Consider the following 14,188-nt stretch of genomic DNA (forward strand, 5'->3'; position numbering starts at 1 on the left):
TTTTAAATTTCCTTTTGATAATTTTTTCTAATTTTTCATATTATTTTAATTTGTAAGATAAATGTAAAAAAAATAAATATGACACTAAAAGGAGTCTTATTTTAAATGTTAAAATTCTTTTAAAATTCACTACATTCGTAGAAAATGAATTTATAATGAAGATAAAACTGACTATTTGCCTCTTGGCATTTCTCAATTTTTATGATGCACAGGAAAATATTAGCTATCAGAAACCCTCTGCCGAGATTTTAAAACTTGCAGATTATGAAAGACCTCCGAGTGTTCTGATGAACAGCAAAAAGGACTGGGTAGTGTTTACGTATCGCACTACATATAAAACATTGGAAGACCTCAGTCAGAATGAAATGAAGCTTGGCGGACTTAGAATCAATCCTGTTACCAATATTTCAAGCAGCATGATCTACTCCAATAATCTGAAGATCAGAAAGCTCAATGATAAAAATGAAATTCAGGTAAAAAATTTACCTTCCCATTCAAAAATTGCCTACGTTTCGTTTTCACCGGATGAAAAGAAGCTGGCTTTTACCAATACAACCGCTAAAGGAGTAGAACTTTGGATAGTGGATATGGAAACAGCATCTGCCAAAAAGATTACAGCAGATAATCTGAATGCTAATTTAGGAATGCCTTATATATGGTATAATGACTCTCAAAGCTTCCTGATCAGAACGCTTCCACAAAACAGAGCTGCTCTTTTAAATGCAGACGAAGATCTTCCGACAGGCCCGATTGTTTCAACAGCGGATGGTAAGGTTTCCCAGAACAGGACTTATCAGGATCTTTTGAAGAACCCTCAGGACGAAAAAAACTTTGAGACCCTTACTGCTTCTGAAATTTATAATGTAGATCTTACAGGAAATCTTAAGAAACTGAAAGATCAGGATATGTATACCGGCTTAAGTTTTTCTCCGGACGGAAACTATCTGCTGGCTACTATTATTAAAAAACCATTCTCTTATATTGTGCCACTGAGCAGATTTCCATCAACAACGGTGGTGTATGATATGAAAGGAAATACTGTAAAAACAGTAAATGACGTTCCTTTGAATGAAATCATGCCAAAAGGATTTTCATCCGTAAGAACCGGAAAAAGAGAAATGGCATGGAGAAGCGACACTCCGGCTACTCTTACCTATGCGGAAGCTCTGGATGGAGGAGATCAGTTTAAAACAGCAGAGTACAGAGACGAGATATTTACCTGGGAAGCTCCGTTTACAGCGGCTCCGAAATCTTTCTTCAAAACAAAGCAGAGATATAAGGACGTGGTGTGGACTAATGATCATTATGCTATTGTTTCTGAAGGCTGGTATGATACAAGAAATACAAAATCTTACCTGTTGGATCTTAACAGTGGAGAATCAAAAGTTTTCGATGACAGAAATTACCAGGATGTTTACAGCGATCCCGGACATTTTAATACAACGAAAAACCAATACGGAAGATCTGTAGTCGATATGAAAGGTGGAAAAGCCTATCTTATCGGAGATGGATTTACCAAAGATGGACAGCATCCGTTTATCGACGAAATGGATATTAAATCTTTGAAAAAGAAAAGACTTTATACCTCTAATCTTAAAAACGCTAAAGAAGGGATTGTAGATATTTTAAATCCTTCAAAAGGAGAAATTCTGACCACTCAGCAGTCACCAAGCCAATATCCGAATTATTTTAAAAAGAATATTAAATCTAATAAAGCAGAAGCCGTAACCAATTTTGCAAATCCTTTTGAAAGTATCAAAGACGTTTACAAAGAAGTGATTACTTACAAGAGAAATGATGGTGTTACCCTGACAGGGACCCTTTATTTACCTGCAAACTATGATAGAAAGACAAAGAAAGAAAAATTACCTTTATTAATCTGGGCTTACCCTAGAGAATATAAAGATAAGGATACTGCAGGACAGAGTACTCAAAATGATAATGACTTTACATTCCCAACGTATGGCTCTTTTGTATATTGGACAGCTAAAGGGTATGCTGTTTTAGATAATGCTGCTTTCCCAATTGTTGGGGAAGGAAAAACAGAGCCTAATGATACCTTTATTCCTCAGTTGGTAGCCAATGCTGCTGCTGCCATTGATGCAGTAGATCATTTAGGATATATCGACAGAAAGAAAGTGGCTGTAGGAGGGCATTCTTACGGTGCATTTATGACGGCAAACCTTCTGACTCATTCTAACCTTTTTGCCTGTGGAATTGCAAGAAGTGGTGCCTATAACAGGACTTTGACACCATTCGGGTTCCAGAGTGAGCAGAGAAACTATTGGGATGTTCCGGAAATCTACAACACGATGTCTCCGTTTATGCATGCGGACAAAATGAAGACCCCACTTCTTCTGATTCACGGCGATGCAGATAACAATCCGGGAACATTTACATTGCAGACGGAAAGATACTTCCAGGCACTGAAAAATTTAGGTGCTCCTGTGAAAATGGTTCTCCTCCCAAAAGAAGCCCACAGTTACCAGGCGAAAGAAAATATCTTACACGTTTTATGGGAACAGGATCAGTTCCTTGAAAAGTGCTTGAAGAAATAAATAAAGAAAGAGACTGTTTATCAAAAACAGTCTCTTTTTTTGATTAAAAATATATTAAGGAAGTTGGGGCGTTGTTATATCGTATTTAAAAGCGCTTCAAAATCTCATCAATACTCTTAAGCTCCATAAAATTAGGATGTTCCAGATTGACATCATGCTGTTCGTGGCTCCAGGTGACATGATAAGGAATATGAGCGGCATAACCACCGATTTCTAGTACCGGCAGAATATCTGATTTGATAGAATTTCCAAGCATCAGAAAGTTTTCAGGTTGGCAGTCCAAATGTTTCAAAAGCTTTTTATAATCGTGTTCTTTTTTGTCACTCATGATTTCAATGTGATGAAAATAATCCTGTAATCCCGAATTTTTCAGTTTACGCTCCTGATCCAGCAAATCGCCTTTTGTGGCAACAACCAGTCTGTATTTTCCTTTTAAACTTTCAAGAGTTTCGGTAACTCCATCCAATAATTCTATAGGTTTCTGAAGAAGCTCCTGACCCAGAATAATAGCTTTATTGACTAATTCCAATGAAGCTGTATTATTAGAAACTCTAGTGATGGTTTCAATCATACACAGCATAAATCCTTTTACTCCATAGCCATACAAATGGAGATTCTGCATTTCTGTTTTAAACAATTCCTGTGATACCGAATGTTGTGGAAGATAATCTTCAAGAAGTACACAGAATTCTTTTTCTGCTTCCTGAAAATAAGGTTCGTTGATCCAAAGTGTATCATCCGCATCAAAAGCAATGGTTGTAATATGATTATTCATTTTTGTTTTGTAATTTTCTGTCCGTAAAATTCAGTATAAAAACTCAATAAGAAAAGGACATTTGTCCCGGGAGAATATGTTAAGGACGAATCAGACATTTTTAAACTATCTTGATGAACTGCACAAAAAGCAGAATAGAAGTGACGATTTTATAGTAAAATCTTTTTCTGCAGGGGATCAAATACTGGTACAGGATCATCAGCTTTCTCATGTCATGATGATTAAAGAAGGGATTGTCAAATGCTTTCTGGCTGAAGAAAACGGAAAAGAATATATTGTTGAATTTCTGGGAAGCGGTGAAATCATCGGGGAAGTGGAATTAATCAAAAATATAAACTGTCTGTGCAGTATTGAAGCCCTCAATGAAGTGACAGTATATGCAGTAAAGATTCCGTTTTTTAAAGCTTTGATTAAAAATGATCTTGCCCTGAACCACCTTCTTTTAGAGTCTTTTGCAGAGCGAATTATCAATACTTCCAGCAGAGCATCCTATCAACAGTTATATACGATAGAACATACTTTAAAACAATTGTTACAAATGCAGGCTAAGCAGAATATTCATATCTCCAAAGAAGATATGGCGGCTTATTTAGGAATTACAGTAAGAAGTTTAAATAGAATTTTAAAAGATTTAAAATAATTTTCCTTGCTCCTTAAAAATATTCAAAGTTTAAATTTATTACGTCTTTGTGTAAAAAATGATTGTATTGTTAGGGGTGTATTTGCTTTAATTATTAAAAATAAAATAAATTGAGTGTGTTTTTACAGGGTGTTTTTAAAATGTAGTATTTTTGCATTACAATAATTTGACTTCAATATTCATGGAAACATTAAAGTTCAGAAATGCTGAATTAGCAGATTTAAATAAAATCGTAGCCATCTACAACTCAACCATTGCTTCAAGAATGGTCACTGCAGACATGGAAGAAGTTTCTGTGGAAAGCAAGCTACAATGGTTTGAAGAGCATAATCCCCAGACAAGACCGCTTTGGGTAGTTGAAGATGACCAGAAGCAAACCGTTGGTTGGGTAAGTTTCAGTTCATTCCATGAAAGGGCTGCGTATAACGGTACGGTAGAAGTAAGTATTTATCTGGACGAAACCTCAAGAGGAAAAGGATACGGAAAAACCATTCTTCAGTATTGTATTGATAACGCCGGAAAATTTGGAGTAAAAAACCTTGTAGCCCTTATTTTCCTTCATAATGAGCCAAGTTTGAAATTATTCAGATACTTTGGATTCGAAGATTGGGGAAGCCTTCCTAATGTAGCGATTCTGGATGGTGTGGAAAGAAGTTTGAAGATCTTAGGGAAGAGGATAGATTAAACTGAGCAGAAAGGCGGATAAGCTAGTGTCTATTTGTGAATTTAATTTATACTGTTTGTGTTTAGAAAATATGCATAATTATATAGATATAGAAAGGATATAGCGCACTGTTCTGTTGTAAATTAACGAATATAAAAAAGGCTGTCTCACATTGAAACAGCCTTTTTGTTTTTATGAATTCTGCTTAATTCTTTTCGCAGACATATTCAGGAATCGTTTCACCAGGAAAACAGCGGAAACCGTTAATCCCAGTCCAAGTGCGATCCACATTCCGAATGCGCCCATTTCTAAAGTAACACAGAAGAAATATCCCAAAGGAATGGTAATCACCCAGTATGCAATAAAGGTATAAATAGAAGGAATTTTCACATCCTGCAAACCTCTCAGCATTCCCAAAGCGGTCACCTGAATTCCATCAGAAAGCTGGAATAAAGCAGCGATGATCATCAGTTTTGCAGCCAGGGTAATGACTTCCACTTCTTCTTTTTTCGTGAAGAAGGTAGGAAGGATATTTCTGCCTAAAATAAACACCAATCCGCAGATGCACATAAAAATAAAGGCGATTTTCAGGTTGTTGATTCCTACCTTTCTCAGTTCCACAAAATTCTGTTCACCCAGTTTTCTCCCAATCATTACCGTAGAGGCAACACTGAATCCAACACATAAGTTGAAGGTAAATGAAGCCATGCTTAATGCGATCTGGTGAGAAGCAATATCGTGTGCTGAGATCAGCCCGCAAATAAATGCAGCTCCGGCAAAAGCAGTTACTTCAAAGAACATCTGTAAAGCTGTAGGTAATCCAAGTTTCACCATTTTATCAAACATCTGCTTTGAAAAAACCTGAATTTTTAAAGAGAAATCTTTGATATAGCGTCTTGTTCTTTCTTCTTTTACCAAAACAAAATAAAGAAAAACCACCATAAAAATTCTGGAAATCAGAGTAGCAAGTGCAGATCCCTGTACACCCATTGCCGGAATTCCCCAAAGTCCTTTGATAAAGACATAGTTTAAGGCAATATTGATGATGTTGGCAATAATGGTCGCTTTGGTAACTCCAATGGTATAGGATAAACCTTCAGAAACTTCACGAAGGGTCTGAAAGGCCATGAATGGTATCATACTGATCACCATGATACTTAAAAAGCTTACCGTATCAGGAATGATCTTGGCGGGCTGTCCGGAATGATAGAGGAGTGGCATTCCCAAAAGGAGAATGACCATCAGGATAATTCCGACCGACATATTGATAATAAAGCCGTGGCTGAATACAGAATTGATCGTAGCGTGATCCTGTTTGGAGTGCGCTTCCGAAACCAATGGTGGAATGGCAAATGAAAAGCCCAGGGCTAACACAAATATGGAGAAAAACACAGCATTCCCCAATGAAACAGATGCCAGAGCATCGGCACCCAATAATTTTCCGACAATAATATTATCGAATAAGTTTACTGAAACTTGCCCCACCTGAGTAAGCATTACAGGCAGAGCCAAAGTCAGGCATTCTTTTGTATAGTTTTTGTTTAAAAAGTTCATAATATTTTAAGATTCATATAGTTTATCATTCAAATTAGGTCAAAAAAAAATTTGCAGTGGTAACACTGCAAATTTTTATAATATGGTAAATAATAGGCTATTATTTCCTTACAAAACTTGCAACGTCACCTTCAGAAACAGTGTTTCCACCAAGAATAATCAATCTTTCAACAACATTCCTTAATTCTCTGATATTTCCAGTCCACGAAAGCGCTTTTAAAGCATCAATAGCTTTATCGTCAAACTTTTTCGCAGCAGTACCATGCTCATCAGCAATCATACCAGAAAAATGTTCAACCAATAATTTGATATCCTCTTTTCTTTCATCCAACGGTGGTACATAAATTTCAATGACGGAAAGTCTGTGGTAAAGGTCTTCTCTGAATTTTCCTTCCTCAATTTCTTTCTGCATATTTTTATTGGTTGCCGCAATTACTCTTACGTCAACTTTGATTTCTTTATCACTTCCCACAGGAGAAACTTTGCTTTCCTGTAGAGCTCTTAATACCTTAGCCTGAGCAATAAGGCTCATATCTCCAATCTCATCCAGGAAAATAGTACCGCCATTGGCCTGTTCAAATTTTCCCTGCTTATCTTTAATAGCACCTGTAAAAGATCCTTTTACGTGTCCGAAAAGTTCAGATTCAATAAGTTCAGATGGGATAGCAGCACAGTTTACCTCTACCATAGGGCCTCTTGCACGCTCACTTTGATTGTGGATTGCATGAGCTACCAGCTCTTTTCCTGCACCGTTAGGTCCTGTGATCAGAACTCTGGCATCAGAAGCAGCTACCTTTTCAATCATATCCTGAATCTTTTGAAGAGCAGGAGAAGTACCAATCATCTGGTATTTCTTACTTACTTTTCTTTTTAGAGTTTTATTTTCAGTCTGGAGATTTTTGTTTTCTTTCTTCAGGGTTTCTTTCACCAATGCATTTTTCACACTTGTAATAAGTCTGTTGATATCAATGGGTTTGGAAATAAAATCATATGCGCCCTCTTTCAAACAGGAAACAGCGGAATCAATGTCTGCGTGTCCTGAGATCATGATAAAAGTAGTTTCTGGTTTTAAGGCAAGACTTTGTTTCAAAAGCTCGGTTCCTGAAAGCTTAGGCATTTTAATATCAGAAATCACTAGGGCGAAATCTTCTTTTTCTACCTGCTTGTAACCTTCAAGGCCATCTTCGGCGATAACAAATTCATAATCGGTGAGTTCATCCGAAAGAATACTATGAAGTACTCCCGAGATTGCTTTTTCGTCTTCTACTATAAGGATTTTTTGCATAGTTGCAAATTTAAATTTTTTGTTTCAATTATTAGCAAAAACTGTACCTAAATATTCTATTTGGAGTAGTCTCTTCTTCCAAAAATAGCAGATCCAACCCTCACAGAGTTAGCCCCACACTCGATTGCTATCGGGAAATCATCACTCATTCCCATTGATAAAGTATTTAATGCTTTTGATTGATTTAATTCATCAAAAAGCTTCTTCAGTGTTAAAAATTCATTTCTAACCTGCTGCTCATCATCGGTGAATGTTGCCATTCCCATTAAACCAGTTATTTCCACATTGGGAAAATTGCCTTCAATAGATTGTTGAAAAAGAGCTTTCGCTTCAGAAATTTCAAGTCCGAACTTACTTTCTTCTGCTGCAATTTTTACCTGCAGAAGAACTTTAATCTTCCTGTTGTGTTTTCCTGCTTCTTTATTGATTTCTGTTAATAATTTTTCAGAATCCACACTTTGTATGGTATCTATGAAAGGAGCAATGTACTTCACTTTGTTGGTCTGTAAGTGACCAATCAAATGCCATTGGATATCCTGAGGAAGAAGAGGAGCTTTTTCCATCAGCTCCTGGACTTTATTTTCTCCAAAAACCTTTTGTCCGAGATCATAGACTTCCTGTACTGCAGAAACCGTATGGGTTTTAGAAACAGCAACCAGCTGCACAGTGGATGGCAGCTGGTTTTTTATAGTGTTGTAGTTCTCTTTAATACTCATAATACAAATGTCCGAAAATTCTCTGAATATTCAAAGCTTAGTGATATCAGGTATGCAGCGGTTATTAATTCAAAACCTCATTGATTTTAGGATATTGAGATATTTTTCTGAACACAAACCTGTTGCTTTTCTGCAATTTTTCAATAAACATATCCAGTTCATTGATAGAGTCTGTATCTCTCAGATACTGGTCGTGAGTAAGGAATACAAGGTGTCTGGATGTTTTCTCAAGGTCGTTCATGAAAATACTGTCTACTTTCTTAATCATGGCTTCATGACTTCCTTTTAAAGTCATTTTCTGAGAAGGTCTCCATTCAAGATCCCAGCCAATTACTTTATAACCTGCTTTTTTAAGGCCATCTGCTGCTAAAGTGGAACTTTTAATATCTGTTACATTAATATTGTTGAGCCTCCAGATATTTCTTCCGGGAGTTCTTGCTATTTTATCGGTAAGCTTCAGACTGTCTTTGGCGATGTCAAAATCGTGAACTACAGCATCAGCATTTTTATAAAAATCTGTGTATTTGTTGTGAGCATGAGAAAAACTGTGATTGGCCAGCTCTACCAAAGGGTTTTGCTTAAGCAATAGCAGATCATCCTTCTGTTTTTTGCTTCCATAAGCATGCTTTCCCACCAGAAAGGCAGTGGCGCAGACATTTCTCTTGTCCAGGATTTTTAAAAGATTTTCTGTCCCCTGATTGGGTCCGTCATCAAAGGTAAGGTAGATCACTCTTTTATCCGGGTCTACGCTTTCATCATCCATATTACTGGAGACTATTTCTGCGGAAGGATGTTCCTGTGAACTGACGACGGGGTCATTATTCACTTCATTCTTGAAATTACAGCTGTTCAATAAAGCCGAAGTTGTACTCATCAATACAACCATCCCGAGAAAAGTCATATTTTTTGACTTTCCCGCAAAAATTTTTCTCATAAAAATAATGGAATTTAAATTGTTAAAAATCGTTAAAAATAACAGGTGAAAATTAACAAATTATATGCCAAGCTGTGCAGTTGTTTTTCTTTTTAAGTTTATTTTAAGAACTTTATTTTAAGGGAGATTTCCATTACCTGACAAGTTGTAAATTTATGATTTTCTTTTCTTTAAAATTTAACATTTATAAATATGAAAACGATAGTATTTTTCTATATTTGTTAAGATTTCAATATTCTTCAATTGACGGAGAATTATTTTATTTTAACAAAATCGAATCATTCTGCCGGAGTGTTATTCCAAAATATGTTTTAGATACAGCGAATTTTTAATAGCTGCCGTTCCCCAGGTATTATTGAAGAAAATAAATGAGGTTTGGGTTGTATTTTTAATCTTTTCAGCTAATGCATCCATGAAATCATTACTATATTCTGATTTGTAAAGAACAGGTTTTCCATGAAGCCTGTAATAGAGTATTTCCGGATGATTAATAATAAGGTCTTCAGGAAGATTGCCTGGAAAACTTACGCCTGAGAAGACAATATCGTATTGTTTTAAAAGATCAAATATCTCTTTTTGCCACCATGAGCTGTGCCGAAATTCAATGACGTTCAGAAATCTGGAATCGAGATTGTTGATAATCCGTTCTGTGTTCTCTACCGTGTTTTTAAAGGAAGGAGGAAGCTGATATAGAAATCCGGAAAGTTTATCCTTCAGGCTGTTTTGAATATGATTGCAAAATTGAGCAATCTCGTCTTTGGAATTTTCAAGCCGGTTTTGATGGGTGATGGCTTTTGGAATTTTAATGAAGAATCTGAAATTATCAGGTGTTTCAGCATGCCACTTCAATAATGTTTTTGAGGTCGGTTTTCTATAAAAAGTAGAATTGATTTCTACGGCATTGAATGTTTTTGAGTATAAAGAAAGAAAATCTTTACTTTGGGCATTTTCGGGATATAAAGACCCTTTCCAGTCGTTATTGTAAAATCCCGAGCACCCTATGTAAAGATTTTCTTTTGTCATGTTATTATTTTATATCCAGATCTACAGAGTTTAATCTTAATGAATTCAGTATCACAGACAGGGAACTGAAGCTCATGGCTGTAGCTGCAATCATTGGTGATAAAAGAATTCCAAAGAATGGATACAATAATCCTGCCGCAACCGGAACGCCCAGTACATTATAGATGAATGCGAAGAACAGATTCTCTTTAATGTTTTTGAGAAGTTTTTCACTAAGTAATTTAGCTTTTGCAACGCCTAAGATATCTCCTTTCAATAAAGTAATTTCAGCACTTTCAATCGCAACATCTGTTCCTGTTCCCATAGCAATGCCCACATCAGACTGTGCAAGGGCAGGAGAGTCGTTGATTCCGTCTCCGGTCATAGCAACGATCTTACCTTGATGCTGTAGTTTTTTTACCTCATTGAGTTTATCTTCAGGAAGACAGTTGGCTTTGAAATGTTTGATTCCTAATTCATCAGCAACAGCTTTCGCAGTATGTTCGTTGTCTCCGGTCATCATGATGACGTCTATACCTTCACTCATCAGCTGTTTTACGGCTTTCTTAGAGCTTTCTTTGATTTTATCTGTAAAGCTTACGAATCCCAGCACCTGCTGTTCCTGTGCGATATAAGAAATAGTATGAGCTTTAGACTGAACTTCTACTGCTTTCTGTTTTAAGCTCTCCGGAATCATAATCTGATGGGAGGTCAGGAGACTTTCATTTCCAAGATAAGAGGTCTTACCGTTGATATTTCCTTTGACTCCTTTTCCTGAGATATTCTCAAACTGATCTACTTTTTCCGCAGTCAGATTTTCTTCTTTTGCTCTTTTTATGATGGCATTGGAAAGTGGGTGTTCAGAATTTTGATTCAAAGAAAAAGCCAGTTTTAAAATCTGATTCTGATCTCCGTTTACTGTTTCAATATGTTCTACGGAGGGTTTCCCTTCTGTTAAAGTTCCTGTTTTATCAGTAATCAAAACATTTACTTTATTCATCTGTTCCAGAGCTTCTGCATTTTTGATAAGGATTCCGTTTTTAGCACCTTTCCCTATTCCTACCATTAAAGACATGGGAGTGGCCAGACCAAGGGCACAGGGACAAGCCACAATCAAAACGGCAACAGCATTCACAAAGGCAAATAGAGTCCTTTTTCCTTCCGGGCCGAAAAACTGCCAAAGAACAAAAGTAAGTACTGCAATAAGAATGACTACAGGGACAAATACTTTTGAAACTTTATCCGTAAGCTTCTGGATAGGTGCTTTGCTGCGGCTGGCTTCATTCACCATTTTGATGATCTGGGAAAGCAGTGTTTCATCACCTACTTTTTCTGCCTTCATAATGAATACCTGGTTACCGTTGATGGTTCCGGAAGATACTTTATCGTCTACACTTTTTTCAACAGGAACAGGTTCTCCGGTAATCATGCTTTCGTCCACAATAGAATTTCCCTCAATGATTTTTCCGTCTACGGGAATTTTTTCACCAGGTTTAACCTTTAATAAATCTCCTATTTTTACCTGGGAAAGCAGTACTTTTTTTTCTTCACCGTTTATCATAAGATTGGCTTCATCAGGTGAAAGGTTCATTAATTCTTTAATGGCATTTCCTGTTTTTTTATGAGCTGCTGCTTCCATCAGCTGACCTAAAATAACAAGGGTTAAAATCACACAGACAGCCTCAAAGTACAATGGGATTTCATGATTGTGTCCACGAATTTCATGTGGAATAATGTCTGGAAATATCAGAGCAACAATACTGAAAATAAATGCAGCAGCAACTCCCAGAGCAATCAGACTGAACATATTGAGGTTCCATGTTTTGAAGGAAACCCAGCCTCTTTTCAACAGAAACCATCCTGAATAAAACATTACAGGAAGAGTCAATGCAAGCTCAATAAATCCCTGAACCTGATGAGAAAAAGGGAAATTGATCAACATTCCTCCCATAGAAAGAATGAAAACCGGAATCGTAAACGCGAGTGAAATAATGAACTTTCTTTGTAATAGAGTATAGGTTTCATCTTCGTCATCATCACCGCTGTCCGGCATTCTCACAAGATCCATTCCGCAGATCGGGCAGTCTCCCGGTTCGTCACGAATGATTTCCGGATGCATAGGACAGGTGTATTTTGCGGTTTTCTTTTCCGGATATTTTACAAGATCCATTCCGCAAACCGGACATCCCACATTAGAATCATAGGTTTTGTCGCCTTCACAATACATTGGGCAGTAGTACCTGCCTGCCATTTCATCAGTCACTTTAGGAGCCTCATGATGATGGTCATTATTATGATGATGGTGAGAATGAGAATGGGAATGAGCGTGATGCTGATGTGAGGTTGCTTTTTGGGCGAGTTCTTCAGTAATTGGCTCTAAATCCATATGACAAACAGGGCAGCTGCCTTTTTCATCATATACTTTATCCCCTTCACAAAACATCGGACAGTAATGCTTCCCGATACTATCTTTAAAATTTTCAGGAAGGTTGGTTGATGAATAAGTTGGTTTATAATTAGGATCTTTGGCAAGCTTTTCTTCAATAGGAACCAGATACATTTTGCAGACAGGACATCTTTCCCCTTGTTTGAAATATACTTTATCTCCTTCACATTCCATTGGACAATAGTATACCGAAGACGGAGATACACGGTCCTGAGGTTTTACAAAGGCTGTCTCGGGATGATTGGGATCTTCAAGTCTGTATTTCCCTATTTCTGCCAGGGCATCATTTAATACCGAAAGTTTCACTCCATGATCAGAAGTGATGGTAGCGGTATGGGTTTCCAGATTTACATCGGCTTTAACACCATCAACACTGTTCAGTTGATTTGAAATTTTTTTCTGGCAGCCGGAACAGGTCATTCCGAGTATTTTATACTGTTGTTCCATGATTCTTAAATTTATAGTACAAATTTCCAAAATGGAAAACTAAGGTTGTTATAAATTTAAGGATAATAGTTATAAAATTAGGTGGAGTGGGAGAGTTTAAGGGTAGGAGAGTATAAGAGTAAGAGTGTTTGAGAGTTTGTAAGTGTGAATAGGAATATTTAACTCCTTCACCCTAAGCGCTCAAACACTTAAACTTATAGATTGTCGAGTGCTTTGCGATTGTGTTCTTTGAGTTTTTTGAATTCAGTAGGAGTGAATCCTGTTGTATTCCTGAACTGGGAAGAAAGATGCTGTACACTTTTATACCCAAGTTTTCCTGCAATTTCAGTAAGGTTGAATTCGTTGTATAAAAGAAGCTCTTTTACCTTTTCTATTTTCTGAAGAATGAAGAATTGCTCTAATGTGATATTTTCGTTTTGAGAAAATGTTTTGGAAAGAGCACTGTAATCCTTGTGAAGTTTTGAACTTAAAAATTCGGAAAGCAGAAAATCTTCCGAGATATCGAGCTCGCTTATTTTTACAATGATCAGGTTTTTGATTTTTTCTACAGTCTGATGAGCTGAATCCATAATTCTTTCAAAACCTGTATCAAGCAGTTCTTTTTCTATGATCTGCATTTTTTCAGGAGAAAGATCAGCTTCCGTTTCTACTTCTCCCAGTAAGATATTAGCTGTCTTTACATCTGCATTACGGAAAATATTTTCTACTGCCGAAATGCATCTGTTGCAGACCATATTCTTTATGAAAATCTTCATAGGCTGTTGTTTAACCTGTCTTTTACGAATTCTATCTGGGTTTTGCCATGAGGAACAGGATTGCCTTCTTCGTTAAGGTTTACCATGACAATTCTTTCTACCGTAATAATGGTTTGATGAGTCATTTTGTTTCTTACATCACATCTCAAAGTAATAGAAGAAGACCCGAAATGGGTAGCTTCAATTCCAATTTCTATAATATCTCCCTGTTTGGCTGAGCTGACAAAGTTGATTTCAGAAATAAATTTGGTTACTACTTTTGTGTTTTCCAACTGAATGATAGCATAAAGTGCAGCTTCTTCATCAATCCATTGAAGGAGTCTTCCTCCGAAAAGTGAATGATTGGGGTTTAAGTCTTCGGGTTTCACCCATTTTCTGGTATGGTAGTTCATATCTTGTAATAATTTGCAGT

At 36.7% G+C, this 14,188-nt stretch carries 12 protein-coding genes; 3 read left to right on the forward strand and 9 right to left on the reverse strand.

The window, feature by feature from the left end; translation table 11 throughout:
* The first annotated feature begins 155 nt into the window (after positions 1 to 155).
* Positions 156 to 2,558 (forward strand): alpha/beta hydrolase family protein, encoded by a 2,403-nt coding sequence (locus tag DEU39_RS02925; RefSeq protein WP_120230879.1) that lies wholly within the window; start codon positions 156 to 158, stop codon positions 2,556 to 2,558.
* Between the two features lie 85 nt (positions 2,559 to 2,643).
* Here DEU39_RS02925 and DEU39_RS02930 read toward each other — a convergent pair whose 3' ends face one another.
* Entirely contained in the window at positions 2,644 to 3,333 is a 690-nt protein-coding gene (locus tag DEU39_RS02930; protein ID WP_120230880.1) for an HAD family hydrolase, read from the reverse strand.
* 76 nt (positions 3,334 to 3,409) lie between these two features.
* On the opposite strand from DEU39_RS02930, the gene DEU39_RS02935 reads away from it, so the two are divergent.
* Together DEU39_RS02935 and DEU39_RS02940 are read left to right on the forward strand one after the other, a co-directional pair.
* Entirely contained in the window at positions 3,410 to 3,973 is a 564-nt protein-coding gene (locus DEU39_RS02935) for a Crp/Fnr family transcriptional regulator (RefSeq protein WP_062670243.1), read from the forward strand.
* Between the two features lie 181 nt (positions 3,974 to 4,154).
* On the forward strand, positions 4,155 to 4,658 hold the full coding sequence (locus DEU39_RS02940) for a GNAT family N-acetyltransferase (RefSeq protein ID WP_120230881.1): 504 nt from the start codon (positions 4,155 to 4,157) through the stop codon (positions 4,656 to 4,658).
* Positions 4,659 to 4,829: 171 nt separating this feature from the next.
* Here the strand turns inward: DEU39_RS02940 and DEU39_RS02945 are convergent, their stop codons facing one another.
* The 8 genes from DEU39_RS02945 to DEU39_RS02980 all read right to left on the reverse strand — a co-directional run bounded on the left by DEU39_RS02945 (position 4,830) and on the right by DEU39_RS02980 (position 14,168).
* Complete coding sequence (locus tag DEU39_RS02945; RefSeq protein ID WP_120230882.1) at positions 4,830 to 6,191, reverse strand: MATE family efflux transporter; 1,362 nt, start codon at positions 6,189 to 6,191, stop codon at positions 4,830 to 4,832.
* Between the two features lie 100 nt (positions 6,192 to 6,291).
* Complete coding sequence (locus DEU39_RS02950; protein WP_120230883.1) at positions 6,292 to 7,476, reverse strand: sigma-54-dependent transcriptional regulator; 1,185 nt, start codon at positions 7,474 to 7,476, stop codon at positions 6,292 to 6,294.
* A gap of 56 nt (positions 7,477 to 7,532) precedes the next feature.
* Positions 7,533 to 8,192, reverse strand: a complete 660-nt coding sequence (locus tag DEU39_RS02955) for a YggS family pyridoxal phosphate-dependent enzyme (RefSeq protein WP_120230884.1) — start codon at positions 8,190 to 8,192, stop codon at positions 7,533 to 7,535.
* A gap of 64 nt (positions 8,193 to 8,256) precedes the next feature.
* A complete protein-coding gene (locus tag DEU39_RS02960) occupies positions 8,257 to 9,126 on the reverse strand; it encodes a polysaccharide deacetylase family protein (RefSeq protein WP_120230885.1) in 870 nt (289 codons plus the stop codon).
* 294 nt (positions 9,127 to 9,420) lie between these two features.
* Entirely contained in the window at positions 9,421 to 10,149 is a 729-nt protein-coding gene (locus DEU39_RS02965) for a DUF72 domain-containing protein (RefSeq protein ID WP_120230886.1), read from the reverse strand.
* A gap of 4 nt (positions 10,150 to 10,153) precedes the next feature.
* Positions 10,154 to 13,021 (reverse strand): heavy metal translocating P-type ATPase, encoded by a 2,868-nt coding sequence (locus DEU39_RS02970; RefSeq protein WP_120230887.1) that lies wholly within the window; start codon positions 13,019 to 13,021, stop codon positions 10,154 to 10,156.
* Between the two features lie 194 nt (positions 13,022 to 13,215).
* Entirely contained in the window at positions 13,216 to 13,776 is a 561-nt protein-coding gene (locus DEU39_RS02975) for a helix-turn-helix domain-containing protein (protein ID WP_062670227.1), read from the reverse strand.
* Entirely contained in the window at positions 13,773 to 14,168 is a 396-nt protein-coding gene (locus tag DEU39_RS02980; protein WP_062670225.1) for an acyl-CoA thioesterase, read from the reverse strand. Before DEU39_RS02980 ends, DEU39_RS02975 begins: the two co-directional genes overlap by 4 nt.
* Between the last annotated feature and the right edge of the window lie 20 nt (positions 14,169 to 14,188).

Origin of the sequence: Chryseobacterium sp. AG363 (genome assembly GCF_003610675.1) — a bacterium.
Lineage (GTDB): Bacteria > Bacteroidota > Bacteroidia > Flavobacteriales > Weeksellaceae > Chryseobacterium > Chryseobacterium cucumeris.

Coding starts and splice junctions, on each gene's coding strand:
- DEU39_RS02965 (WP_120230886.1), bottom strand. CDS start 10,149: ATGACAAAAGAAAATCTTTACATAGGGTGCTCGGGATTTTACAATAAC.
- DEU39_RS02940 (WP_120230881.1), top strand. CDS start 4,155: ATGGAAACATTAAAGTTCAGAAATGCTGAATTAGCAGATTTAAATAAA.
- DEU39_RS02945 (WP_120230882.1), bottom strand. CDS start 6,191: ATGAACTTTTTAAACAAAAACTATACAAAAGAATGCCTGACTTTGGCT.
- DEU39_RS02925 (WP_120230879.1), top strand. CDS start 156: ATGAAGATAAAACTGACTATTTGCCTCTTGGCATTTCTCAATTTTTAT.
- DEU39_RS02980 (WP_062670225.1), bottom strand. CDS start 14,168: ATGAACTACCATACCAGAAAATGGGTGAAACCCGAAGACTTAAACCCC.
- DEU39_RS02955 (WP_120230884.1), bottom strand. CDS start 8,192: ATGAGTATTAAAGAGAACTACAACACTATAAAAAACCAGCTGCCATCC.
- DEU39_RS02975 (WP_062670227.1), bottom strand. CDS start 13,776: ATGAAGATTTTCATAAAGAATATGGTCTGCAACAGATGCATTTCGGCA.
- DEU39_RS02960 (WP_120230885.1), bottom strand. CDS start 9,126: ATGAGAAAAATTTTTGCGGGAAAGTCAAAAAATATGACTTTTCTCGGG.
- DEU39_RS02930 (WP_120230880.1), bottom strand. CDS start 3,333: ATGAATAATCATATTACAACCATTGCTTTTGATGCGGATGATACACTT.
- DEU39_RS02935 (WP_062670243.1), top strand. CDS start 3,410: ATGTTAAGGACGAATCAGACATTTTTAAACTATCTTGATGAACTGCAC.
- DEU39_RS02970 (WP_120230887.1), bottom strand. CDS start 13,021: ATGGAACAACAGTATAAAATACTCGGAATGACCTGTTCCGGCTGCCAG.
- DEU39_RS02950 (WP_120230883.1), bottom strand. CDS start 7,476: ATGCAAAAAATCCTTATAGTAGAAGACGAAAAAGCAATCTCGGGAGTA.